Annotated in this window: 24 protein-coding genes; 23 read left to right on the top strand and 1 reads right to left on the bottom strand. The window is 60.0% G+C overall.

Going from position 1 to position 25,400, the window contains the following annotated elements; translation table 11 throughout:
* The first annotated feature begins 77 nt into the window (after positions 1–77).
* Positions 78–1,412 carry a globin-coupled sensor protein gene (locus tag DES45_RS21160; protein WP_114772339.1) on the top strand — a complete coding sequence of 445 codons (1,335 nt, stop codon included), beginning with the start codon at positions 78–80 and terminating at the stop codon, positions 1,410–1,412.
* Between the two features lie 97 nt (positions 1,413–1,509).
* Here DES45_RS21160 and DES45_RS21155 read toward each other — a convergent pair whose 3' ends face one another.
* Positions 1,510–3,111, bottom strand: a complete 1,602-nt coding sequence (locus DES45_RS21155; RefSeq protein WP_170151586.1) for a putative bifunctional diguanylate cyclase/phosphodiesterase — start codon at positions 3,109–3,111, stop codon at positions 1,510–1,512.
* Positions 3,112–3,520: 409 nt separating this feature from the next.
* Between DES45_RS21155 and DES45_RS21150 the strand changes: the two genes are divergently transcribed.
* The 22 genes from DES45_RS21150 to DES45_RS21045 all read left to right on the top strand — a co-directional run.
* Positions 3,521–5,233 carry a methyl-accepting chemotaxis protein gene (locus tag DES45_RS21150; protein ID WP_114772335.1) on the top strand — a complete coding sequence of 571 codons (1,713 nt, stop codon included), beginning with the start codon at positions 3,521–3,523 and terminating at the stop codon, positions 5,231–5,233.
* 295 nt (positions 5,234–5,528) lie between these two features.
* On the top strand, positions 5,529–5,915 hold the full coding sequence (flgB, locus tag DES45_RS21145; RefSeq protein ID WP_114772413.1) for a flagellar basal body rod protein FlgB: 387 nt from the start codon (positions 5,529–5,531) through the stop codon (positions 5,913–5,915).
* On the top strand, positions 5,912–6,331 hold the full coding sequence (flgC, locus tag DES45_RS21140; RefSeq protein WP_114772333.1) for a flagellar basal body rod protein FlgC: 420 nt from the start codon (positions 5,912–5,914) through the stop codon (positions 6,329–6,331). Before flgB ends, flgC begins: the two co-directional genes overlap by 4 nt.
* Positions 6,331–6,660 carry a flagellar hook-basal body complex protein FliE gene (gene fliE, locus DES45_RS21135; protein ID WP_114772331.1) on the top strand — a complete coding sequence of 110 codons (330 nt, stop codon included), beginning with the start codon at positions 6,331–6,333 and terminating at the stop codon, positions 6,658–6,660. Before flgC ends, fliE begins: the two co-directional genes overlap by 1 nt.
* Before the next feature lie 10 nt (positions 6,661–6,670).
* Positions 6,671–7,459, top strand: a complete 789-nt coding sequence (flgG, locus tag DES45_RS21130; RefSeq protein ID WP_114772329.1) for a flagellar basal-body rod protein FlgG — start codon at positions 6,671–6,673, stop codon at positions 7,457–7,459.
* 31 nt (positions 7,460–7,490) lie between these two features.
* A complete protein-coding gene (gene flgA / locus DES45_RS21125) occupies positions 7,491–7,952 on the top strand; it encodes a flagellar basal body P-ring formation chaperone FlgA (protein WP_114772410.1) in 462 nt (153 codons plus the stop codon).
* A gap of 2 nt (positions 7,953–7,954) precedes the next feature.
* Positions 7,955–9,052, top strand: a complete 1,098-nt coding sequence (flgI, locus tag DES45_RS21120) for a flagellar basal body P-ring protein FlgI (protein ID WP_114772327.1) — start codon at positions 7,955–7,957, stop codon at positions 9,050–9,052.
* A 62-nt stretch (positions 9,053–9,114) separates the two neighbouring features.
* On the top strand, positions 9,115–9,696 hold the full coding sequence (locus tag DES45_RS21115; RefSeq protein WP_114772325.1) for a MotE family protein: 582 nt from the start codon (positions 9,115–9,117) through the stop codon (positions 9,694–9,696).
* Positions 9,693–10,391, top strand: coding sequence for a flagellar basal body L-ring protein FlgH (gene flgH, locus DES45_RS21110; protein ID WP_114772324.1), 699 nt, complete (start codon positions 9,693–9,695; stop codon positions 10,389–10,391). The genes DES45_RS21115 and flgH overlap by 4 nt, the downstream gene beginning before the upstream one ends.
* A gap of 23 nt (positions 10,392–10,414) precedes the next feature.
* Entirely contained in the window at positions 10,415–10,918 is a 504-nt protein-coding gene (locus DES45_RS21105) for a flagellar basal body-associated FliL family protein (RefSeq protein ID WP_114772322.1), read from the top strand.
* A gap of 152 nt (positions 10,919–11,070) precedes the next feature.
* Positions 11,071–11,808: a flagellar type III secretion system pore protein FliP gene (gene fliP / locus DES45_RS21100; protein WP_114772320.1), complete on the top strand. Its 738-nt coding sequence runs from the start codon at positions 11,071–11,073 to the stop codon at positions 11,806–11,808.
* Between the two features lie 156 nt (positions 11,809–11,964).
* Entirely contained in the window at positions 11,965–13,332 is a 1,368-nt protein-coding gene (locus DES45_RS21095) for a glycosyltransferase family 2 protein (protein ID WP_114772318.1), read from the top strand.
* A gap of 138 nt (positions 13,333–13,470) precedes the next feature.
* Entirely contained in the window at positions 13,471–14,271 is an 801-nt protein-coding gene (rfbF, locus tag DES45_RS21090; RefSeq protein ID WP_114772316.1) for a glucose-1-phosphate cytidylyltransferase, read from the top strand.
* Positions 14,268–15,341: a CDP-glucose 4,6-dehydratase gene (gene rfbG / locus DES45_RS21085; protein WP_114772314.1), complete on the top strand. Its 1,074-nt coding sequence runs from the start codon at positions 14,268–14,270 to the stop codon at positions 15,339–15,341. Before rfbF ends, rfbG begins: the two co-directional genes overlap by 4 nt.
* Positions 15,338–16,621: a class I SAM-dependent methyltransferase gene (locus DES45_RS21080; RefSeq protein ID WP_114772312.1), complete on the top strand. Its 1,284-nt coding sequence runs from the start codon at positions 15,338–15,340 to the stop codon at positions 16,619–16,621. Before rfbG ends, DES45_RS21080 begins: the two co-directional genes overlap by 4 nt.
* Positions 16,618–17,160 carry a dTDP-4-dehydrorhamnose 3,5-epimerase gene (rfbC, locus tag DES45_RS21075; RefSeq protein ID WP_114772310.1) on the top strand — a complete coding sequence of 181 codons (543 nt, stop codon included), beginning with the start codon at positions 16,618–16,620 and terminating at the stop codon, positions 17,158–17,160. The genes DES45_RS21080 and rfbC overlap by 4 nt, the downstream gene beginning before the upstream one ends.
* Entirely contained in the window at positions 17,153–18,106 is a 954-nt protein-coding gene (locus tag DES45_RS21070; protein ID WP_170151585.1) for an NAD-dependent epimerase/dehydratase family protein, read from the top strand. Before rfbC ends, DES45_RS21070 begins: the two co-directional genes overlap by 8 nt.
* Positions 18,103–18,870 carry a cephalosporin hydroxylase family protein gene (locus DES45_RS21065; RefSeq protein WP_114772306.1) on the top strand — a complete coding sequence of 256 codons (768 nt, stop codon included), beginning with the start codon at positions 18,103–18,105 and terminating at the stop codon, positions 18,868–18,870. The genes DES45_RS21070 and DES45_RS21065 overlap by 4 nt, the downstream gene beginning before the upstream one ends.
* A gap of 5 nt (positions 18,871–18,875) precedes the next feature.
* Positions 18,876–20,024 carry a class I SAM-dependent methyltransferase gene (locus DES45_RS21060; RefSeq protein WP_114772304.1) on the top strand — a complete coding sequence of 383 codons (1,149 nt, stop codon included), beginning with the start codon at positions 18,876–18,878 and terminating at the stop codon, positions 20,022–20,024.
* A gap of 266 nt (positions 20,025–20,290) precedes the next feature.
* Positions 20,291–22,657 carry a tetratricopeptide repeat protein gene (locus tag DES45_RS21055; RefSeq protein ID WP_170151584.1) on the top strand — a complete coding sequence of 789 codons (2,367 nt, stop codon included), beginning with the start codon at positions 20,291–20,293 and terminating at the stop codon, positions 22,655–22,657.
* Between the two features lie 257 nt (positions 22,658–22,914).
* Positions 22,915–23,958, top strand: coding sequence for a flagellin N-terminal helical domain-containing protein (locus tag DES45_RS21050; protein ID WP_114772300.1), 1,044 nt, complete (start codon positions 22,915–22,917; stop codon positions 23,956–23,958).
* Between the two features lie 401 nt (positions 23,959–24,359).
* Positions 24,360–25,400 (top strand): flagellin N-terminal helical domain-containing protein (locus DES45_RS21045; RefSeq protein WP_114772298.1); only part of this gene is annotated, 1,041 nt, incomplete at its 3' end.

Genomic DNA, 25,400 nt, shown 5'->3' with positions numbered 1-25,400 from the left:
ATTCGAGGTTGATGCAAGGGTAAATTAACCACGAACCCCTAACTCTCGCGCCAACACGAGAGTTCTGGGGATAGGGCATGCTGGAGGATCAATCGCTTCAGGATCGGCTTTGCTTTTTCGGCATCGACCATGAGACGAGCCGGGAACTGCAGGCGATCTGGCGGGCCATCTCCGCCGACATGCCGAGAATCCTCGAACGCTTCTATGAGCACGTCCATCAGATCCCTCATCTCTCGGCCCTGATCGGGACCCAGCAGGAGCGCCTCATCGGCGCTCAGAGCCAGCACTGGGGCCGGCTGTTCAGCGGCCGCTTCGACTCCGACTATGTGGCGAGCATCCGTCGGATCGGTCTCATCCATCACAGGATCGGCCTGGAGCCGCGCTGGTACATCGGCGGATACGCCTTCATCCTGAACGAACTCGTCGGGGTTCTCTCGGCGAAGCACCGCTTCAATGGCGCGAGCCTCGGGCGCAAGATCACGGCCATCAACAAGGCCGTCATGCTCGACATGGATTACGCCATCTCTGTCTACCAGGACGCTCTCGTCGAGGAGCGCCAGGAGAAGGGAAGGGCCCTTGCTGCCGCCATCGCGCATTTCTCGGAAGCCGTCCAGGCAAGCCTTGAGATCTCGGGCGAGGCGAGCGGAGCGCTCTCGCAGAGCGCCATGACCCTCGATACTGCGACCAGCGCTGCCAGCCAGTTGGCCGGCGACGTTGCGAACACCGCCGAGCAAACTGCCCTCAATATGCAGTCCGGTGCCGCCGCGACCGAGCAACTGGCGGCTTCCGTGCGTGAAATCGGCGAGCAGGCAAGCCGCTCGGCCGATGTCGCGCGCCTGGCGTTCGAACGCGCCCTCCATACGAAGGGCGCTGTGGCAGGTCTTGCCGAGCAGGCGAGACAGATCGGCGACGTGATTGATCTGATCGGTCAGATCGCGGCACAGACCAATCTCCTTGCCCTCAATGCCACCATCGAGGCGGCCCATGCGGGAGAGGCCGGAAAGGGATTCGCGGTCGTGGCGCAGGAGGTGAAGTCTCTCGCGACCCAAACCGCAAAGGCGACCACGGAGATCAGCTCCCGCATCGGAGCGATCCAGGAGTCAACACAGAGGAACTCCGTCGATATCGACGACATCGCGCGGATCATCGAGGATGTCAGCGGCATCGCCACAGCCATTGCGGCTGCGGTCGAGGAGCAGGCTGCCGTCACGTCCGAGATCGCCGCGAACGTACAGCAAACGACGGGCCATACCCAGGCCGTCGTGAAAAGCATCGAGACCTTGAACGACTCCACCGCGTCGGCAGCGGCCGCTTCCCAGAACGTGGCGACCGCCAAGCAGACGCTCGACCAGCAGCTGCAGCGGCTCAAGCACGATATCGACCAGTTCCTCGACGCAGCGCGGGCCGCTTAGGGCCCGCCGAGAATTGATTTTGCCCGCAAGGGGCCGCTTCGCCGTAGAGGGCGAGCAGGATTGATCGCGTCAGAAGGCGCCGTACGCCGGGAGATGTTCATGGCTCCCTTGACGGCAGAACGAACTGATGCAGCTGGGCCTTCTTGTAGGCGCGGTGCATGCGAAAATAGGCTTCTGCCTCGTCAGCCGGCAGGGCGCGGCTGAAGAAGAAGCCCTGACCGAAATCGCAGCCGAGCGACTGAAGGCACTTGAGCTGGTCCTTTTCCTCGAGCCCTTCGGCCACAGTCTGGATGCCGAGGCTGCGGGCAAGGCTGAGGGTTGCCCGCACGATCGCCCAGTCGTCGGTGTTGGAGGTCAGGTCCGATATGAACGACCGATCGATCTTGATCTGGTTGACCGCATAGCTCTTCAGGTGCGTGAGCGACGCGAAGCCCGTCCCGAAATCGTCGAGCGCAATCGAGATCCCGAGCTTTCTCAGATCTGCGAGCGTCTCGGTGACCTGGGAGTTCTTTTCGTCGAGCAGCACGGATTCAGTGATCTCGACGGTCAGTTGGGACAGCGGGACACGCTTCGCCTGAAAAAGCCGCGCGACACGATCCGGGTAATCGCCGCGCTTCAGCTCCGGAGCTGTGACGTTGATCGACATCTTGCAGGCGGGCATTTCGGCATCCTGCCAGCGCCGCAGATCGTCGCTGATCCGCTGCAGCATGTGGTCGCCCAGGAGGATCGCCGATTCAGCGTCCTCAAGAGCCGCCTGGAAATGCGCGGGATAGAGAATTTCACCGTCCGGGAGCACCCACCGGGCCAAAGCCTCGAAGCCGTAGGAGCGGCGATCGGAGAGGCGCATCTGCGGCTGATAATACGGGCGAACCTCTCCGACTTCCACGGCCCGCTGAAAAGCGGAAAGCTGCTGCAGGCGTTCGACCAGGGTTGCTCGCATCGGCTGGCTGAACACCTGGGTCTGGCCTCTCCCCTCGGTCTTGGCGCGTCTCAGAGCGATGTCGGCATTCTGGATCAGTTCGTCGACATTGGAGCCATGCTCCGGATACAGCGCCACACCGACGCTGGCGGACGAGCGGAAGTTGGGCGCCTTGCGCCGGACGGATGCCGCCGTGATTTCCAGAAGCTGGCTGGCGAGCGGTTGAGCGTCGGTAGGGGAGGAGAGGCCGGTCATCATAAGGGCGAACTCGTCCCCGCCGAAACGGGCTGCCAAGTCGCTCGTCTTCAGCAAGGAGTTCAAGCCCTGGGCGATCTCCACCAGAACCGCGTCACCGGTCTGGTGCCCGAGCATGTTGTTGAGGTCCTTGAAGCGATCAAGGCCCATCAGAAAGAGTGCGATCGGATTTCCGGCGTGCTTCGCGGCGGCGACCGCCTCTCCGCACCGATCCTGGAACTCAGCGCGGGTGCTGAGCCCAGTCAGGCTGTCGCGGGCCGGGCCATGCCGCGGTTGCTGATCGGTGTGCGTGCGGGGCGCTTGTGCTTGCGGCTGGGCGGCCTCGGCTGGCTTTCCCGGCCGATCCTGATGGGACTCGCCGCCGCCGTGGTGCTGCCGGGCTCGTCCATCAGCGCCTGGCAGCCCGTGGGATGGGTCGGCCTGAACATGCTTTCGCGTAGCACCGGCCTGACCTGTCAGGAGATGAAGCGTCTCCTTTCCCGGCGGGTCGTAGATGGCAAGGATATCGTCGCGCGAGAGGAGCATGCGGATCATCCGACTGCCTTACAGCATCCAATTTCAGCTCGGATCGAGCAGCGTGATTGAACGGTACAAGAAGTCTGCGGCCTCCAGGCAGAAGGATGGATGAGGTCGGGACGATCCCACCTCCAGCTTTGTCTTAGAGAATGCTAATTAATTTTCATTGAATCGCCCCTGGCCGGAGAGGAGAACATTCCCGGCTCTCCGGATAGGCGCAGTCGCAAGAAGGCCGTTGAAACAAAGAAACGCTGCCATGTGGTTCTGTCGATCCTGTTTGCTGCCCGTTCCCATGCCGTAGATGAGGGAGAGTAATGGCTGGCCCCGTTTGTGAAGTACTTCTGGGGCATTTCTACTTCACTTCTTTTTAAAGCTTTTTCCGCAACTGAACCCAAGAGATTTATCTCGGGGGCATATTATGAATTTAATCACAAACCGGAGGCTTTCCGGCGTCACGACGGCCGCAATGGTGTTGTTCGTGATCCTGACCGCAGCGGCTCTCTTTGCCGTCGTCGCGCTTCAGAGCTGGTCGGATGTCCGAAGCAGCGCGGTCGCGCAGCAACAGGCCAATGTCAGAACCTTCACGGGCATTCTGAAAGGTGCCGTTTCGAGCCTGACAGTGCGTAAGGATGGCAATGGTGCCATCAACGGGGTCATCGTGAACGACGACGCGGTCTTCTACAGTGACGAGCTGGTCGACCGGATCGCGGAGGCGACGCAGGCTCCTGCCACGCTCTTCGTCAGGGCCCCGTCCAACGGGAATTTCATCCGACGGGCCACGAACATGCGCAATCCCGATGGCTCCCGTGCCGTCGGCACCGCCATGGACCGCAACGGAGTTGTCTTCCCCGTCGTGTCCGCTGGTCAGACCTATGTCGGCGAGGCCTTGGTTCTCGGAAAGACCTACCTCCTGATCAACCTGCCGGTCTTCGGCCAGAGCGGTCAGATCCTCGGCGTCCTGGGAAGCGGGGTCGAGACCACCGAACTCTCTGCCTCGGCGAACCGTATGATGTGGCGCATGGCGGGAGCATCGCTCGTCGTCGTCCTGGTCGTGGCCATTGCGGCTTTGATGGCGGCAAGAATGCTGTTCCGGCCAATTCCGAAGCTGGCGGCCGTCATGGAGCGGCTGGCCGACGGCAACACCTCCGACGACGTCCCGTACGTCGGGTGGAAGAACGAGGTCGGTGCCATGGCACGGGCTGTCGAGGTGTTCCGCTACAACACGGCCGAGCGCCAGCGGCTTGCCGTGGAGCAGGAGGCGGAGAATGAGGCCAAGATGCGCCGGGCCCTGCGTCTGGACGAACTGGCCCGCCACTTCGAGGCCAATGTCTCGACCCTGACGCAGGGGCTTGCCTCCGCGGCCACCGAAATGGAGGCAACCGCCCGCACGATGACGGCAACGGCCGGTCAGACCAATCAGCAATCCGTGACCGTCGCGGCGGCGGCCGAGCAGACCTCTGCCAACGTGCAGACGGTGGCGGCTGCGACCGAGGAGATGGCGAGCTCGATCCGCGAAATCGCCCATCAGGTGACCCTCTCCACCCAGATCGCCGGCCAGGCCGTGGCGAATGCCGACCGCACGAACGGCATCGTCCAGGCCCTTGCGGCGGGCGCCGAGCGCATCGGGGACGTGGTGACGCTGATCAACGGCCTGGCCTCGCAGACCAACCTTCTCGCGCTCAACGCCACCATCGAGGCAGCCCGCGCCGGCGAAGCCGGCCGGGGATTTGCCGTCGTGGCAAGCGAGGTGAAGAACCTCGCCAGCCAGACCGCCAAGGCGACCGAGGAAATCGGCTCCCAGATCACGCAGATCCAGGGCGCCACCCATGAGGCCGTGGGCGCCATCCAGGATATCCAGAAGATCATCGGCGAGTTGTCCAGCATCTCGACTGGGATCGCGGCTGCCATGGAAGAGCAGGGGGCGACCACAGGCGAAATTGCCCGCAACGTTCATGAGGCCGCCCGCGGTACCGAGCAGGTGACGGGCAGCATCGACAGCGTGAAGCACGGGGCGGGAGAGACTGGAGCTGCGGCCGTCCAGGTGCTTGGCGCTGCGCAGGAACTTGCCCGATATGCGGAGGATCTGGGTCGCGAGGTGGACTCCTTCCTGTCGGGCGTCAGGGCCGCCTAACGAGCTGTCCTCGCCAGGGCTCAACAGGCCCTCACTTCCATGTCTCCATCCGGCGCGGTCCCCCAGGGCCGCGCCGTAATCATGTCTCACATGGGCCTGCGGGTCTCGTCCCGCGAGGAACACTCCCAGGCGTTTGCCTTCTCTGCATCGACCGGAGGTATTGATACTTCCTGAGCCGACCCCCCACTCTCTCCTTCATGCGACCCGGCGGTAAGCCCGGGGCAGCCACGCGTCAGCTTCGGGCAAGGTTACCGGCGTAAGCCGAGGACGGAAGCGACCGAAAGTGGAGGATTCCGTGGGAGCGGTCTATCTGTTTGATCTGGCCTCGCGGCAGGCTCAATGGCTTGCAGTTCGTCAGGCGACGATCGCGGGCAACATTTCGAACGCCAACACTCCCGGGTTCAAGGCTCTCGACGTGGAGCCGTTTTCGAGCGTTCTCGACAAGACCCAGCTCGCCATGGCGGCGACCTCCAGCGGTCACATCGGGTTCGATGCGCCACATGTCCGCTCCGCCAAGGTGAAGAAGACCGAGAGCTGGGAAACCATGCATTCCGGCAACTCGGTCAGCATCGAGCAGGAAATGATGAAGGCCGGCACCGTCAACCGTGAGCACAACCTCAATACCAGCATCGTCAGGTCCTTCCACCGGATGCTGATGGCGAGCGTGAAGGGCGGACAATGATCGATCCGCTTCAGGCATCCTCCCGTCTCGCCGGCGCCGGTCTCGAGGCCCAGTCCGCCCGTCTGCGCGTCATTTCGGAAAACATCGCGAACGCGCAGTCAACCGGCAAGACGGCAGGATCCGATCCATACGCTCGCAAGACGATCACGTTCCGCAGCGAGCTCGACCGGGCCCTCGGCGCGTCGTCGGTGCAGGTGAAGGAGATCGGTGTCGATCAGGCGCCGTTTCAAGTCGAATATGATCCGGGCAATCCCGCAGCCGATGAGCGCGGCTTCGTGAAGATGCCGAACGTGAACATGCTGGTCGAGATGGCCGACATGCGCGAGGCCAATCGGTCCTACGAGGCCAATCTGCAGATGATGAAACAGGCCCGCTCGATGATCACGAGTTTGATTGACCTGCTGAGGGGGGCGTGATGATCGACGCAATTTCATCGATTTCCTCCTTTGTCGACGGAGTCGGCGGCGCTTCGGCGACCCAGCTGAACAGCTTCCAGAAGGTCGGTCCGGTCGCGCCCGCAGCACAGGGGGCCGACTTCGGCGATGTGATGGTCCAGGTGGCCGCCAAGGCAACCGAGACCCTCAAGGCCGGTGAGGCTGCCTCCATCGCTGGCATTCAGGGCAAGGCTTCCGTGCAGCAGGTTGTCGAGGCCGTCATGGCCGCCGAGCAGACCCTGCAGACGGCGATCGCGATCAGGGACAAGGTCGTGGCCGCTTACTTGGAAATTTCGCGGATGGCGATTTAAGGAGACGGCCATGAGAGCGCTCGCAATTGCTGCAACGGGTATGAACGCGCAGCAGCTGAATGTCGAAGTCATCGCAAACAACATTGCCAACGTGAACACTACCGCCTTCAAGGGAGCGCGGGCCGAATTCACGGATCTGCTCTATCAGGCGGAGCGTCTTCAGGGCGTCCCCAATCAGGCCGGCGAAAATCCGATACCGGAAGGCGCCATGCTGGGCCTAGGCGTGCGTTCCGCCGCGATCCGCAACCTGCACAGCCAGGGATCGCTCACGAACACGACCAATCAGTTCGATCTGGCGATCAACGGTCGGGGCTGGTTCCAGGTGACAAGCCCGAACGGAGAGACGATCTACACCCGCGCCGGTTCGTTCAACAAGAACGGCGATGGCCAGCTCGTCACCATCGACGGCTACACGCTCGACCCGGTCGTCATCATCCCGCCGAATACCATCGAGGTCAGCATCAACCAGTCGGGCGAGGTCTACGCCAAGGTCGACGGCCAGGCGGTGCCTCAGAATCTCGGCCAGCTTCAGCTCGCGAACTTCGCGAACGACTCAGGCCTCGAGCCGCTCGGCAACAACTTCTACCGCGAAACGCCGGCCTCCGGCGCGCCGGTTGTGGGCGTCCCGTCCGATCCGGGCTTCGGCAAGATCCATCAGGGCTATCTCGAAGGCTCGAACGTTGACCCGGTGAAGGAGATCACCAACCTCATCTCGGCCCAGCGCGCATACGAGATGAACTCCAAGGTGATCCAGGCGGCCGACGACATGGCCGGAACCGTTTCGAAAGGGATCCGCTAAGGGCGCGGAATGAATGATGGTGAAGGTGCTTATGAAACACCCGCTGAGAAGTGGACTTGCTGCACTGGCGATGCTCGTGGGCGGCACTCAGTCGGGCATGGCGGAGGCGCTGATGCTCCCCGTTCCGACCGTCACCATCTATCCGGGCGATGTCATTACGGATTCGATGATCAGGGAACGGAGCTTCCCTGAGAGTTTTCGTGCCCGTTCGGCCGTCGTCGAAGCGCCCTTCGCGCTGATCGGAAAGGTCGCGCGGCGCACGCTGCTTCCCGGAGAGGCGATTCCGAGCAACGCCGTCGATGAGGCAAAGATCGTCACGCGCGGCGTTGCAACCCAGGTCGTCTTTGAGGAGAACGGGCTCACGATCACCACGATGGGAACCCCGCTCCAGTCCGGCTCGCTCGGGGAGCAGATCCGGGTCCGGAACACCGATACCGGACGGATCATCCTCGGCGTCGTTCAGGCCGATGGCCGAGTTCGGATTGGAAACTGACGATGCTTAGATTGTTCCTCCTCTTGATCGCCGTGTTCTGCGCCACCAGCGCGCAGGCGATGACGCGCATCAAGGACATTGCCGCCGTTCAAGGGGTCCGAGACAATCAGCTCGTCGGCTATGGGCTCGTGATGGGTCTCCAGGGGACCGGCGACACGCTGCGCAACTCGCAGTTCACCGAGCAGTCGCTGCAGTCGATGCTGGATCGCATGGGCGTGAACGTTCGCGACATTCCGCTTCGTACGCGCAACGTCGCGGCCGTGACGGTGACGGCCGATCTGCCTCCGTTCGTGGGAACGGGATCGCGCATCGACGTCACCGTCACGTCGCTCGGCGATGCGACGTCGCTGAAGGGTGGCACTCTGATGCTGACGGCGCTGATGGGGGCCGACGGCCAGGTCTACGCCGTGGCTCAGGGCCCAGTCGCCGTTTCCGGCTTCTCGGCCGTCGGGCAGGCCGAGACGCTGACCCAGGGCGTCGCGACGGCCGGACGCATCCCGAACGGCGCGCTGATCGAAAGAGAGGTGCAGGGTGCATTTCGCGAAATGCCCTCCCTCGTTCTCGAGCTGAAGAACCCGGACTACAAGACGGCCACTCTGATCACCGACGCCATCAACGCCTATGCGCTTGGCCGGTACGGAAAACGTGTGGCGACGCCTCGCGACTTCCGGAGCGTCGTGCTCCAGCGGCCGCATGACATCGGCACGACCCGTTTCATCGCGGAGATCGGCGACTTGCGGGTGCAGCCGGATGCGCCGGCGCGAGTGGTGGTGGACCAGCGGACCGGCACGGTGGTGATCGGCAAGAACGTGCAGATCTCGACCGTTGCCATGACCCACGGCAATTTGACCGTGCGGGTGACGGAAGCTCCTCAGGTGTCGCAGCCTGAACCATTTTCTAACGGACGTACGACGGTGGTGCCGCGGACCCAGATCGAGGCGAGCGAGCAGGATGGCCATCTCGCGGTGATCGGGGGATCGGACCTTCAGACCCTCGTGAAAGGCCTCAATCAGATCGGGTTGAAGCCGACGGACATCATCGCAATCCTGCAGGCGGTCAAGACGGCCGGTGCCCTTCAGGCGGAGCTGGTGGTTCAGTGATGAAGCACTCCCAGAAGACGTCTCGCCCTTCCTGGAGTTCATGGAAAAGCGGGTCCTGACCCATGATCTTGATCAAGCCTGCCTCTGCTCTGGCTATCATCCTCTTGGCCTCCGCGGCGCTCGCTGTGTCGGCCGTCACAGGGGCTGCATTCGCTCAAGAGAAAGCTCCGAACGCGTCGAAGCCGGCGGAAGCCTCCAAGTCGCCTGAGCCGCAGAAGCCTGCAGCGGCAACTCAGGATGCCAAGGCCAGTCAGTACTGCACCAACATTGCCGATGCGGCCGCCGATGCTCGCTTTGCATGGCAGAAGCAGACGCTCGCGTCCCTCGAAAAGGAAATCGAAGAGCGTATCAAGGTTCTGGAGCAGAAGCGGGCGGAATACGAGGAGTGGCTCAGGCGTCGCAATGAGTTTCTCGCCAAGGCGGACGAGTCCATCGTGGCAATCTACTCGCGCATGCGTCCGGACGCGGCAGCGCTCCAGCTCGCGAACATGAATGACGATGTGGCTGCCGCGATTATCGCGAAGCTCAATCCACGCAGTGCAAGTGCCGTTCTGAACGAAATGGAACCCGCCCGCGCCGCGCAACTCACCAACATTCTCACAGATAAGCCGAAGCAGGCCCAGGACAGCGAGAAATCGGGATGAAGCTTGTTTTTTCCTCCATCGCCGTGCTTTTCCTGGCCGCCTGTGCCACGAACCCGAGCGAATTGGGACGTGAGCCGATGATGACGCCGGTCGGCTATGGACTGAACGTCGCGCGCGAGCCCATGCCGACGGTTTTCGCCCACAGCGGTCGGGGAAGCTATCATTCGCTCTGGACCCAGAGCAGCGCGGATCTCTTCCAGGACCCGCGTGCGAAGAGCGTGGGCGACGTTGTCACCGTGAACATCGCGATCGATGACAAGGCGCAGTTCGACAACGCCTCCGATCGGTCGCGCTCCTCAAATGCGAAGCTGGGCCTCGATTTCGGGGCCGATTTCAATGGTGCTTCGGGCGAAGGATTTGCCGAGGGCAGTCTCCGCTCCTCGTCATCGTCCGAGGGACAGGGAACGATCGACCGTTCGGAGAAGCTCCGGCTCTCCGTCGCGGCCGTCGTGACCGAGGTGCTGCCGAACGGCAACCTTCTGATCAGCGGCTCCCAGGAGGTGCGGGTCAATTTCGAAGTTCGGGTGCTCAACATCGCCGGAATCGTTCGTCCCCGTGATATCTCCCGCAAGAACACGATCAGCTATGACAAGATTGCGGAGGCCCGCGTCTCCTACGGCGGCCGTGGCAGGCTGACGGATGTCCAGCAGCCCGCCTGGGGGCAGCAGGTCTATGATGCCATCACGCCCTTCTAAAGACGGATCGGGGTAGAGCAGTCATGGCAAAGCGCCCAAAAAAAGGATTGTCGAAAGAAGGATCGTCCGGCGGCGGCAAGGGCTGGCTCGTGACCCTTGTTGTCCTGACGCTGCTGGCGATCGGAACGGGTGGCGTTTTCGGTCTCTTCCTGGTCTCGACCGTCGAAAGAGCCGTTGATGAGAAGAAGAAGGGCGAGCAGGACAAGGCCATGCCGGCCCTCGTCTATACCGGCGATATGGTCTTGAAGCCGGTTGCGCCCGTGGTGACGAATCTCGTGGGGGCAAGCGACGTCTGGGTCCGGCTGGAGTCTTCCATCGTTTTTACGAATGGTGCGCTGCCCAACCCAGACGTCATGACAGCCGAGATTCGCCAGGACATTCTGGCATACCTGCGGACGCTCTCTCTGCCGCAGATCGAAGGGGCGAGCGGCCTTCAGCATTTGCGGGAGGATCTGAACGAGCGTGTTGCGTTGCGTTCGAAGGGGCTGGTGCGCGAACTCATCGTCGAGACGCTGATCGTGCAGTGATTGCAGGAGATTTCTCGCTCGCGACGATTGAGCACATTCCTGAAACGCGCGTGAATCACCTAGACGCTTAGAGCCTGCAGGAGCCGCAATTTCGCACCCGCAGCCTTGATTTGTTGATTGCCTGATGATCCTCTCAACCCGTTGACCTCGCCATGCTCCTCAGAATTCTCTCGGTCGCCCTCTTTTCACTCTGCGCAACCGCTGCGAGCGCGCAGGTTCCAGGGCTCGAGTCTCTCATTCCTGCTGGCGACGGTGCCGTGTCAGGACGCATCATCCAGCTCGTTGCGCTCCTGACGGTTTTATCATTGGCCCCCGGCCTCCTGATCATGGTGACGAGCTTCACGCGTTTTGCGGTGGCCTTGTCGTTTCTCCGGTCCGGCCTCGGGCTCCAGAGCACGCCGGCCAATCTCTTCCTGATCAGTCTTTCGCTCTTCATGACCTTCTACGTCATGGCTCCGACCTTTGATCGGGCATGGAAGGAGGGGATCCAGCCTCTGACCGAGAACAGGATCACGGAGATGGAGGCCTTCTCCAAGGTGACCGACCCTTTCCGGGAGTTCATGCTCACCCACGTGCGCCCAAAAGATCTTCAGACCTTCAGTGACATGGCGGCCGCGAGCTTCCCGAAGGCGGAGGAGGGCGAAAAGGTCGACCTGCGCATCATCATTCCGGCCTTCATGATCTCCGAGCTGAGGCGCGGCTTCGAGATCGGCTTCCTGATCGCTCTGCCGTTCCTCGTGATCGACATGATCGTCGCGACTCTCGTCATGTCTATGGGCATGATGATGATGCCTCCGACCGTAATAGCCTTGCCGTTCAAGATCCTGTTCTTCATCCTGATCGACGGCTGGAACATCCTGATCAGCGGGCTGGTGCGGTCGTATTTCTGACAATCTCATCGCTTGTGCTAACGATAAGTACTGGTCTCACTGGTGTTTCGTCTCATCGAAGATATTTGTCAGCTGCGGTTGCTGCACGCATGAAGACAGCCTCGCACATGCTCCAACGAGTAGTACTTCGCCACAGATACGTTGCATGGTGGTGAAATGGATCAGCGGTCACCGTACTATCTTCCTCTTAGTCCCGTCGCCGGATCTCAAGATTGCGTTGAGTCAGACTTTGCGGAAACAGCCGCTCAGGCTGCGCCTTCCTGTCCTGCAGAACTGCCGGTCAAGCTGAGTATTTGCATTATCACCTACAACCGTTCCTCGTATCTTAAAGAGACACTGAGGCATCTCGTCAAAGTCGCCGATTTCCCATTCAGGTATGAGGTCATCATATGCGACAACTGCTCAAGTGACGATACTTCCGATTCAGTTGAGGCCTTCGCGAGCACCTCTCCGGAGATACGTTACACTCGCCAGACGGAGAACGTTGGCCCCGAGGCCAATTTGATGGCGGCCTACCATCTGGCGAGAGGTGAGTACGTCGTCTACCTTGCGGATGACGATCGTCTCGAGGTCGAAGGACTTAGACAGGTTCTTCAATTTATGGAAGAGAATCTCGATGTCGGCGTTTGCCATTGCCCCTGGGAGTTGTGGGATGATGTGGAACAGAAGTCCCAAGGCCTGTTCTATGACCTGAATTCTCCAAGGATTTTCGGACGTGCAGACAGCTTGGCATTGTGCGATTTCGTACTTGGGAACCACGTATTTCCCGAGATCTGCGTTTATCGCGCTGAGATCATGCGGCGGATGATGTATATGCCGCATCGTGCCTACTGGGCATTCGTGCATCTGATCAATGTCTTGAATTATGCTCAGGTGGCCTTCCTGCCAATTCCTTTCTATCGGTTCATCACTCGACATTCATCTGAAGAGAAGCGTGAGCAGCACGGCAACAAGCAGGTAGTGACTGGGGCTGGATGGGACGCTTATCGAGGCGGGCTTGAGGCGATGATCCATCAAGCGTTCCGGCTCCGGGGTGCGCCTGGTGTCCCGGAGAAGAGCAGGCCCCAGGTAGCCCAGGGCATACAATCCTTCATAAACACGCGCATGCAAGTCGCTTTGAGGCTCCTAATCAGAGATAGGGATTTCATTGCCGCGAACGATGTTCTGATAAGGCTCTTAGTGGCTGACGCTCTGCCGCCTGATCAGGCGCAAGACCTTCGCAGCTTCCTGGCTGGGCGTGCAGCCCTTCAATGTTTCCTTCAGACCTATAACGCCACGACTCAGTTGCAGCGCATCGGCCTGTACGCCATGGACGATGCGGTTATAATTCAGAAACTTCTTCATGAGATGCAGAGCGATCTGGAGATCGCGATCTTCTCTGAAGACAGCATCGAGCAGGAAGATAAAGCTCGCATGCTAATTATGACAAATAGCCATGAGAAGAGAGATCTACTCCTCCAGGCGGGCTTTTGGCCTGGTCTTGTGCTCGTGGAATGCGATCTGATGAGCGTCATCGCGTCTTAGCGCTGCGGCACCTTACGAAGTGCACTTTCTGTTCGCCCGAGGGTGCGATGTCCAGAGTAAGCCTGTAGTTCAGTCGTACGAGTAGTAAGTACCCAACGAATAGCTGATGCAAACAAATCAATGCAGTGGAGGGGCAGAATGAAAGTTGTCATTCTCGCCGGAGGGCTCGGCACACGCCTGATGGAGGAGACGCAGACGCGTCCCAAACCCATGGTCGAGATCGGCGGCAGCCCCATTCTATGGCACATCATGAGCCACTACAGCGACTACGGCTTCAATGATTTCGTGATTTGCCTGGGCTACAAAGGCTACGTGATCAAGGAGTATTTTGCTAATTTCGTCCTTCACCGGTCCGACGTCACCGTCGATCTCGCCAGGAATTCCGTTGCCTTTTCGCGCAACGAGTATGTTCCGCCTTGGCGTGTCAGTCTGATCGACACCGGCGCAGAGACGATGACCGGCGGGCGGCTTAAGCGCGTCCGCCATCTTCTCCAAGGCGACGAGCCTTTCATGATGACCTATGGCGACGGCCTGTCAGACGTGAACCTGCAAGCCCTTCTCCACTTCCATCAGAGCCACGGACTAGACGCCACGGTAACGACCGTTCGCCCGCCCGGCCGCTTCGGCGCGACCCAAATCGAGGACGGGCGTGTGGTTCGCTTCATGGAAAAGCCGCTCGGCGACGGCGGATACATCAACGGCGGCTTCTTCGTGCTACACCCGCGTGTTATCGACCGGATTAGCGACGACGGAACTCCCTGGGAGGCCGAGCCGCTGACCGGTCTTGCAGCCGATGGCCAGCTTGCCGCTTTCGTGCATGACGGATTCTGGCAGCCCATGGACACGCTCCGCGACCGCCAGCAACTCGAGCGGATGTGGATCGAGAACACCGCCCCCTGGGCGAATGCCCCCCGTCGGACAGGTTTGCACGCTGCATGATCTCGACCTCGTTCTGGGCGGGCCGACGGGTCCTGTTGACCGGACATACCGGCTTCAAGGGGTCTTGGCTCGCCTTCTGTCTCGACCGCCTCGGAGCCGAGGTATTTGGCTTTGCCCTCACACCGGAGACTCAGCCCAACCTCTTCACGGTATTGCCAAGGTCCCAACGGTTGACCTCATGGATTGGCGACATCCAGGACGAGAAGGCTCTCGCCGATGCCGTAGAGACTGCCCGGCCGTCGATCGTGATCCACATGGCCGCGCAGGCCCTCGTCCGCCGCTCCTATCGAGCTCCGTGCGATACCGTGCAGGCGAACGTCACCGGCACGGTCAACCTGCTGGAAGCCCTGCGCGGCAACGATGCCGTCATGGCGGAACTGGACGCCATTCTCGTTGTCACGACTGACAAGGTCTACCGCAATGCCGAAAGCGGTCAGCCGTTCCAGGAAAATTCTCCCTTGGGCGGCCACGATCCTTATTCGGCCTCGAAAGCGGCCGCGGAGATCCTGACGGAATCCTGGGCCAGAAGCTTTTTTACTCCTGCCGGGGTTCCCGTGGCGACGGCTAGGGCCGGTAACGTGGTTGGTGGCGGCGACTGGTCCGAGGATCGTCTTATCCCCGATCTTTGGCGCGCAGTAAAAGCCGGAGAAACAGCCGTCTTGCGCAACCCCGCAGCAACGCGTCCATGGCAGTTAGTGCTTGAACCGCTCTACGGATATTTGGGCTATATCGAGGCCCTGACGGGTCCCCGCGGCAGCAAGCTGCCGCGGGCACTCAACTTCGGGCCCGCGGCTGGAGACATCCTGACGGTATCGGAAGCTTCAGACATCGTGCTTACTGGACTAGGCTCGAAGCGGGGCTGGGCTCTGGCAGAAGGAGCACAACCCCACGAAGCCGCTCAATTGGCATTGGATGCGGGCCTTGCTGAACGCACCCTTGGCTGGAGGGCCAAGCTCGATTCAAGGGAAGCCCTGCGCTGGTCGACCGAATGGTATAGGGCCTTCGATGCGGGCAGGGACATGGCTAACATCACCTCGGAACAGATCGACCGATACGAGGCGCTCACATGACAGAAGATCACCCGGCCTGTCTTGGCTGCGGCGCTCCGCTGACCCGATCCCTCATCGATCTTGGCGTCCAGCCCCTCGCGAACTCCTATGTGCCGCTGCATGCGGTCGGCCATGCCGAGCCGAAGTACCCGCTCCATGCACGGGTCTGCGACGCCTGTCTGCTGGTTCAGGTCGAGAAGGTCGTCCCGCCGGAGGAGATCTTCAGCGATTACGCGTATTTCTCATCCTATTCTGACTCCTGGGTCGCCCACGTGAAGTCGTACGTCGAGATGGTGATCCAACGCTTTGCGTTGAATGCAACGTCCAAGGTCATAGAGATCGCCAGCAACGACGGCTATCTCCTTCAACACGTGGTGCACGCCGGCATTCCCTGTCTCGGTGTCGAGCCGGCCGAGAACGTCGCCAAGGCGGCTTGGGCCAAAGGCGTTCCGACGGATGTCAGTTTCTTTGGACGGGCGACCGCAGAGCGTCTTGTGGAGCAGGGTCATGCGGCGGATCTCGTGATCTGCAAGAACGTGCTGGCTCATGTGCCCGACATCAATGATTTTGTGGCTGGCATCGCCATATTGCTGAAGCCCGAGGCGGTTCACACGGTGGAGTTCCCGCATCTTCTCAACCTGATCGAGAAGACGCAGTTCGACACCATCTATCACGAGCACTTCTCCTATCTCTCGCTGCTCGCGGTCATCAGGCTGTTCGCCAGGCACGGACTGCGCGTGTTCGATGTTGAGGAGATGCCGACGCATGGCGGTTCGCTGCGCGTCTTCGCATGCCGCGATGGTGCGTCCCATGCCCGGACCGGGTCTGTAGACCGCGTTCTCGATAGGGAGCGTTCGGCTGCCCTCGACCGCCCGGAGGGATATTCCGGCTTCGAGGCCAGGGTAAAAAGGGTGCGCGAGGAGTTCACCTCCTACCTCGATGCGGCACGCTCCAAAGGCCGGACGATCCTCGGCTACGGAGCTGCCGCCAAGGGCAATACATTCCTCAACTATTGTGGAGTGACCGCCGACCAAATCGCTTTCGTGGTCGACCGGAATCCCGTGAAGCAGAACACGCTTCTCCCCGGAAGCCGGATCCCTGTCCTCGCTCCGGAGGCGCTCGACGCGGCCCAGCCGGCGGACATCGTCATCCTGCCCTGGAACATTCGCGACGAGGTGGCCGGGCAACTGGTCTACCTGCGTGACCGTGGAGCCCGGTTCATCACCGCGATTCCGGCGCTCAGCATCCTCGATTGCGACGCATCAGCGAACTCGCACAATCATACGGCCTTTGGTTCATGAGAATTGAGTCCCTTAGTATCCCTGGCCTTTTCCTGGTGCACCCGGACCGTCACCAGGACGCGCGTGGATTCTTCGCGCGCACATATTGTCGCGAAACGTTCCTCCGGCACGGGCTTGCTGATTGCAGTCTGCAATGCTCCGTCTCCCACAATGTGTCGCGAGGCACCCTGCGTGGCATGCATTTCCAGAGCTCACCCCATACCGAGGCGAAGCTCGTCCGCTGCTCGCGTGGTAGGGCATTCGACGTAGCAGTCGACGTCAGGCCGGACTCGACGACCTTCGGCCGCTGGTTCGGCATCGAAATCAGCGTCGAGAACGGCGTAGCCATCTACATTCCGCGCGGTTTCGCGCATGGTTTCGTGGCCCTCGAGGACGAAACCGACCTCTTCTACCAGATGGCAGAGCCTTTTGTGCCCGCGGCCGCTGCCGGCTTTCGGTGGGATGATCCGGACGTTGGAATCGAATGGCCGACCTCCCCCGCTGTCATCTCCGAGCGTGACGCGTCTCTGCCCTTGCTCAGGAATCTACAACATGTCTAGCAGCCGGAGCATCTTGGTTACCGGCGGGACTGGCCTGATCGGACAGCACGTTTGCGCTGTGCTGGCCGAAGAGGGGCATTGGGTCACCTCTCTCGGCCGGTCCCAGCTCTCATCCCGCGATCCTCGTGTTGCATTTCTGTCCTATGACTTGAGAGATCCTGATGCGCTCCCGGAGATCTTTCGAGGCCGTTCCTTTGATACGCTGATCCACCTCGCTTGGGAAACGACGCATGGCCGTTTCTGGCATGCACCGGAAAACCTCGATTGGGTCGCAGCAAGCCTACGTCTGATCAGACTTTTTGCCGATGCGGGTGGCTCGCGCGTCGTCGCGGCAGGTACCTGCGTCGAGTATCGGGCTCCTGGGGTGGGTCCGTGCGTGGCGGGTGAAACTGAGGTTGCGCCCGCCCATCTGTACGCCGTCGCAAAAGATGCCTTTCACCGGGTCCTTCGCAGCTTCTGCTCCGATCAGCGGATGAGCTACGCCTGGGGACGGATCTTTATGCTGATCGGTCCCGGCGAGCACCCGAACCGGCTGGTCCCGAGCATCGTCCGCAGCATCTTGCGCTCAGAGCCGGCCCGTTGCAGTTCGGGAACTCAAGTCCGCGATTTCATGGACGTCCGAGACTGCGGGGCGGCCTTTGCGGCACTGGCCCTCAGCTCGGTCTCGGGCCCGATCAACATCTGCTCGGGAACACCGGTGACGATCGCAGAAGTCATCCGAACAGCCGCCGCTTTCTTGGGCCGGCCGGATCTCGTCAGGTTGGGTGCTCTCCCCGACCGTCCGAATGAAGCTCCCAATCTTTGGGGGGATGCCGGTCCCCTCTCGGACGTGACCGGGTATCGTGCCACCTATTCACTTTCCGCCTCTCTCCAGGCCGCCATTGACCACTGGCGGTCTTCCGAACAAGCCCTTGTGCGCCATGCGGCAGCAGGAGTGTCAGAATGAAGACCACAATCGACGAAGCCCGCAACATCCTAATCCTGGAGACCCAGGACGGCAGCCGGGAACTGCCGCTCTATTCGGACGAGGCGTTTCGGGAACTGGCGCGCCTCTACGTGAAGGTCAACTGGAACCAGAAGTACTCATATACCTTCAGCTGGCTCGGCCGGCCGATCATCCAGCTCCCGGACGATGTGCTCCGCATCCAGGAGCTGATCTATGCCGTGCAGCCCGACGTCATCATCGAAACCGGCGTTGCGCATGGCGGCTCGCTGATCTTCTATGCAAGCCTGTGCTGCGCCATGGGGCGCGGCCGCGTGGTCGGCATTGACATTGAAGTCCGCCCCCATAATCGTGCGGCGATCGAAACTCATCGCCTGAGCTCATATATCGAGCTCATTGAGGGAAGTTCGACAGCACCGGAGACATTGGAAGCGGTCAGGAAGGCGATCAATCCCGGGGAGCGCACCCTCATCATCCTCGACAGCAACCACAGCTACACGCACGTTTCCGAAGAACTGGCGCTCTACAGCCCACTCGTCTCGCCTGGGTCATACATCTTGGCCACCGACGGTATCATGTCCGAGGTCGCGGATACGCCGCGCGGCACGCCATCGTGGCGCGACGACAATCCGACCCGCGCGGCACTGGATTTCGTTGCAGCCAATCCTGGCTTCCGCATGGAGCCGCCTGTCCCTTCATTCAATGAGGGAACCGCGCTCGACAACGTCACCTATTGGCCCGGTGCGTACATCCGCAGGATCGGATAAGTTGTATGTTGTGCCCCATCTGCTCAACTCCAGCCCCGCGCGCACTTCTGCAGCGGGAGAAGACTCCGGTCCTGCAGAATGCGGTCCATCACACACCAGCAGAGGCGCGCGCCGCAGCCACCGGGGAGTTGAGCATCAGGCATTGCGACCAATGTGGATTCGTTTGGAACAGCGCCTTCAATCCGGATCGCATTCGCTATTCCGAAGGGTATGATAACAGCCAGACCCATTCTGAGGCATTCCTCGCCCATCTGAGATCGCGCGCCTGCCGCATCATTGAGGCCCTGCCGGCGAACGAAGCTGCTCATATCGTAGAGATCGGATGCGGTCAGGGCGATTTCATTCAGCGCCTCATGACACTCGCTCCGACCGGACGCTCCATTCATGCGACGGGCTTTGATCCGGCCTATCGAGGCATCCAAGAGGATGGAAGTGACCGCATCCGGATCTTCCCGGAATACTTTACGAGCGACTCAGCTTCGCGCCTCGATGAAAGCCCGAGCGTTCTGGTTTCCCGCCATACAATCGAGCACGTTCCAGACCCAGTTGGCTTCCTGAAGGCCATCCGGAAGACTCTCCCGGAACGAAGCAACGTCAAACTCTTTCTGGAAACGCCCGACAACAGCTGGATTTTGCGCCACGACGCCTTTCAGGACTTCTTCTACGAGCACTGCTCCCTGTTCGATTTCGGATCGATGAGCATTGCCCTGCGTAAGGCTGGGTTCGCCCCAAATAAGATTGAAACGTGTTTCGAGGGGCAGTACCTGTGGGTTGAGGCAGAGGCTGCTCCGGACGAGGACGGCGAGAGCCAGCCTTTCGGCGAGCGGCTCGCCCAATTCCGGGATAAATGGTACGCAATCATTGAGCATGCTCGCGGAAAAGGTCGAGTGGCTCTGTGGGGCGCAGGGGCCAAAGGAGCCACCTTCGCGCTCATGATGGATCCATCCGGCGAGCTTATCGACGCTGTGGTAGATTCCAATCCTGGCAAACAGGGCGGATTCATCGCCGTTTCGGCGCATCCGATCATTGCTCCAGAGGATGTGCCCAGCCGTGACGTTCGCACCCTTATCCTGATGAATCCGAATTACGAGAAGGAAGTCAGGGAGCGACTCTCACAAGTATGTTGGGATCCAGAGGTGGTTGTTCTGCGGTAAACAACCCTTTGGTCCAGATAGTGCGACCTGCCTTGCCTCTACAATCCGAAAGATAGGCGGTTTCATTGCCATCCGTAGAGAAAGGCAGCTACGATCCGACATGGTTTATCGCGCATTTGAAACATACAAGGGCGGGAGTCATTGCCAGGTATGTGCCTGCATACATCAAGTATTAGGATTTGAAGTAAGCTACACGCAGGCTTGGTATGCACTATGCCAATCTGGAACCAAGGTCAGGTGACAGAATGAACCGACAGCAGCGGCGCATGGCAGTCAAGCAGGCAGCGAGGTCTGGCAATAGTCAGGCTATTCGAATTTCAGCGTTTGAACTCGCCACCCATCACTTTCAGGCGGGCCGAACGTTGCAAGCGGAGTCTGCATGCCGCGCAATACTTGTCAGTGGCAGCAGAGACTTCCGTGCCTTTCACCGCCTCGGATTGGTCGCCCACCATTTCAAGAGAAACGCGATTGCAGCCGAACTGATTGATCGTGCAATTGTCTTGAAGCCTAGTGATGTTGAGGCATATGCGAGTTTAAGCAGCGTGCTAAAGGCGATGGGACGTCTGGATGAGGCAGCTCAGATCTGCCAAAAGGCGATTGAAATTGATCCGGGAGCTGCCGAATGTTACAATGCCCTCGGACGGGTTCTGCAAGAGCAGCAACTGTTCGCGGACGCGATCAATGCATATCAACATGCCTTGAACTTAGATCCTGGCCATGCTGCAGCTTATTTCAACTTGGGGCTAATCTATTCAGCGCAAGGGGAAATGATGGCAGCCAGTACGGCATTCAGGGAGGCCGCTCGAATCAAGCCGGACTTCATCGATGCTCATCGGCGCTTGGCAGGAGTACTCAGTCTACAGGGGCGTCTCGATGAAGCAAAGGACTGCCTCCAGGATGCTCTGAAGATCGACCCCAGCCAGTCCGTATATTTTGCCGAACTTGCTTTAATTCTCACTAAAGAGGGGCGGCTCCCGGAAGCTGTCGAAACCTACAAGAAGGCACTTACGCTGAAGGCCGATGATACCGCAGCGCTGAACAATCTTGGGAATGTTCTCGACGAACTTGGAAACCTTGATGAGGCCGCTGCGGCCTATAGGCTCTCGCTTCAGGTCGACCCTAACAATCTTACCGCCCTTTCCAATTCCGGGATGGTGCACCGGAAGAAGAATCAGATTCGAGAGGCAATCGACGCATATCGCAAGGTTCTGGCGATTAACCCGTCAAGCCATACGGCTCTAGGAGAACTCTATCAGCTTCGATTGGCGGCCTGCGACTGGAGTGGAATTGAGCAGGACGAGGCTGCGGTCCTGGACCTGTGCCGTCGACGCCTGACGAATGAAGTTCCCCCTTTCATCGTCCTTGCCGCACCGTCCGCCACGCCTATGGACAAGCTCGACATAGCTTTGTCATGGGCGGAGAATTATGACGCTCCGGAAAGTGGGAAGTTCTCCCACCCAATGCCGGTTTTGCGTGGAGCGCAGACACGCAAAATCCGGGTTGGCTACCTTTCTGCCGACTTTTACAGCCACGCTACCGCATTTCTAACGGCAGAGCTCTTCGAACGACACGATCGCTCCCGTTTTGACATCATCGCCTATTCACATAGCAAAGACGATCACAGCGCGATGAGGCAGCGTCTGATCTATGCTTTCGACGAATTTGTCGACATTCGTCTGATGGCACATCCTGATGCAGCTCGAAGGATCTTTGACGACGGCGTTGATATCCTCGTCGACTTGAAAGGTCATACTCAAGACGCACGAACTCAAATTCTGGCACGCCGACCAGCCCCAATCCAGGTCAACTACCTCGGTTACCCGGGTACCATGGGAGCAGACTTCATCGATTACATAATTGGAGATCCAATCGTTACCCCGATGGACCAGCAGCGCTACTTTGTGGAGAAGATAGTCCAGCTTCCACATTGCTATCAGCCAAACGACACTAAGCGTGTGATCTCTACAGATGTGCCTACTCGAGCAGAGTGTGGTCTCCCTGAAGATGCATTCGTTTTCTGCTGTTTCAACAATAATTACAAGTTGACGCCAGCGGTGTTCGACGTGTGGATGCGGTTGCTTCGCGCTGTGCCGCGCAGTGTTCTCTGGCTTATTGAATCAAACGATATAGTCCGTAACAACCTTTGCAAGGAGGCTGTTTCGCGTGGCGTTGACTCGAGTCGGTTGGTCTTCGCTTCAAAGATGCCGGTTTCACGACATTTGGCGCGACACTGCCATGCCGACCTTTTTCTCGATACGTTGCCTTATAACGCCCATACAACGACGAGTGACGCTCTCTGGGCGGGTCTCCCCGTCATAACCTGTTTGGGTGATGCATTTGCCGGAAGGGTAGCTGGTAGTCTCCTGAGAGCTGTCGGGTTGTCTGAACTCGTCACGCCGAACCTGCAGGACTACGAAGAATTGGCGCTGAAGTTGGCGACGCAGCCGGAAATGCTGCGAGCGATCAAGGGTAAGCTTTCGCGAAATAGAATTTCTACGCCGCTTTTCGACATTGAGCGGTACACCAGAAATCTTGAGCGAGCATACGAGCATATGGTTGAGATCTGGCAATCAGCTCAAATGCCAAAGGCATTCTCAGTAGCCGATCTCGCGTGTCCTAACCCGTCCGTCTAGAAGCGATGAGGGCGCTTCCTTCGTCGACCAACTTTAAGATTACTTAACCATTTTAATGCTAAATCGGGACGTCAGGTTCTCATGACTTGACGATAAGTACGGCTTTGCGCAAAGTAATGTCGTCACTATGACACTCATGGCAGATTGAGCGATGTTGTCCCGTTGGGCATCGCTCGAAGGCATGATGCCGCTCTGCCGTACCGGTGGAAATCCGGTATGTCCCTCATTCAACAGTTTGCGTTAGAAGGGACAATCCCATGACCAGCATCAATACCAACAACTCCGCGATGTTCGCGCTGCAGACCCTGCGGTCGATCAACAAGGATCTCGACGCCACCAACAACCGTATCTCGACCGGACTGAAGGTCAACAATGCCGGCGACGGTGCCGCCTACTGGTCGATCTCCTCGACCCTGAAGTCCGACAACGGCGCTCTCGGGGCCGTCAAGGACGCCATGGCCCTCGACAAGAACTCGGTCGATGCGGCATACGGTGGCGTCTCCAAGGTCCTCCAGCACCTCGACAACATCAAGAACAAGCTGACCACCGCGACCTCGGCCAATGCTGACCGCACGAAGCTGCAGACCGAAATCGACTCCTTCCTGTCGCAGATCAAGTCGGTGTCCGACAACACCGTGATGAACGGCGACAACTGGCTGTCGACGAACACCCAGCCGACCACCTTCAACGCCGCAAAGGGCATCGTGTCGTCCTTCTCGCGCAATGGCTCGAGCGTGAAGGTGGAGACGACCAAGCTCGATACGAGCGCCGTGATCCTGTACGATACGAGCACGAGCAGCAGCAACACGGGCACGGCGGGTGCAGCTGCCCGGACAGCCATCATCGCGGCTGCGAGCGACAGCGTTGCCGGTATCACGGTGACGGTCGGCGGCACGGCCGGCGATGTCGGCGGTCTTATGGACACGGTGTACTCGGTCAGCGGCATCGGCTCTGCCGCCATCACCATGTCGGTCTCGTCGATCAAGATCGACAAGCTCGGCGACACAGTCGACGATCTGGACACGATCCAGACCTACATCAAGCTCGTGGACGCCACGATCCAGCAGCTGCAGAACGGCGCGACCGACCTGGGCACCGCCTCGACCGAGATCGCCTCGAACCAGGAGTTCGTGCAGAAGCTGATCGACATCAACAAGAGCTCGATCGGTGCGCTGATCGACACGGACCTGGAAGAGGAGTCGACCCGGCTCAAGGCGCTGCAGACGCAGCAGCAGCTCGGCATGCAGTCGCTGAGCATCGCCAACAGCGCCTCCGGCAACGTCCTCTCGCTCTTCCGGTAACAAGACTTCCTTTGATCCCGCTCCTAGAGGCGGGCTCGATTGGCCGCGCTCCTTTCGGAGCGCGGCCTTTTTTATTTGCAGCCTGCCTTCCGCTGCCCAAGATACGTATGGACGGTCGGAGTTGTTACCGAGCCCGCGGTGGCCAGCTGTTAAGAAATACGCTCTTGAAATTAACCTTTCGTTGAGGAAGGTATGGTTAATACAGTGAGGCAAAGACATTCCGAATCGATAGCAGGGCCTGATCATGCGGGTCCGAGCTGCCGCCCGGGTAACAACATGGCAGGTTGAATGGGTGGTCTGAACGGACCTCATTCGAAGGCATGATGCCGCTCTGCCGTACCGGTGGAAATCCGGTATGTCCCTCAAGCATCTAGGTCCGTAATTTTCGAAGGGACAATTCCATGACCAGCATCAATACGAACATGTCCGCGATGTTCGCGCTGCAGACCCTGCGGTCTGTCAACAAGGATCTCGACGCCACCAACAACCGCATCTCGACCGGACTGAAGATCAACAATGCCGGCGACGGTGCCGCCTACTGGTCGATCTCCTCGACCCTGAAGTCCGACAACGGCGCTCTCGGGGCCGTCAAGGACGCCATGGCCCTCGACAAGAACTCGGTCGATGCGGCATACGGTGGCGTCTCCAAGGTCCTCCAGCACCTCGACAACATCAAGAACAAGCTGACCACCGCGACCTCGGCCAATGCTGACCGCACGAAGCTGCAGACCGAAATCGACTCCTTCCTGTCGCAGATCAAGTCGGTGTCCGACAACACCGTGATGAACGGCGACAACTGGCTGTCGACGAACACCCAGCCGACCACCTTCAACGCCGCAAAGGGCATCGTGTCGTCCTTCTCGCGCAATGGCTCGAGCGTGAAGGTGGAGACGACCAAGCTCGATACGAGCGCCGTGATCCTGTACGATACGAGCACGAGCAGCAGCAACACGGGCACGGCGGGTGCAGCTGCCCGGACAGCCATCATCGCGGCTGCGAGCGACAGCGTTGCCGGTATCACGGTGACGGTCGGCGGCACGGCCGGCGATGTCGGCGGTCTTATGGACACGGTGTACTCGGTCAGCGGCATCGGCTCTGCCGCCATCACCATGTCGGTCTCGTCGATCAAGATCGACAAGCTCGGCGACACAGTCGACGATCTGGACACGATCCAGACCTACATCAAGCTCGTGGACGCCACGATCCAGCAGCTGCAGAACGGCGCGACCGACCTGGGCACCGCCTCGACCGAGATCGCCTCGAACCAGGAGTTCGTGCAGAAGCTGATCGACATCAACAAGAGCTCGATCGGTGCGCTGATCGACACGGACCTGGAAGAGGAGTCGACCCGGCTCAAGGCGCTGCAGACGCAGCAGCAGCTCGGCATGCAGTCGCTGAGCATCGCCAACAGCGCCTCCGGCAACGTCCTCTCGCTCTTCCGC

It is taken from the genome of Microvirga subterranea (genome assembly GCF_003350535.1).
GTDB lineage: Bacteria > Pseudomonadota > Alphaproteobacteria > Rhizobiales > Beijerinckiaceae > Microvirga > Microvirga subterranea.
Note: the sequence above shows the minus strand (reverse complement) of the source record. Positions and strands in the feature narration are given on the sequence as shown.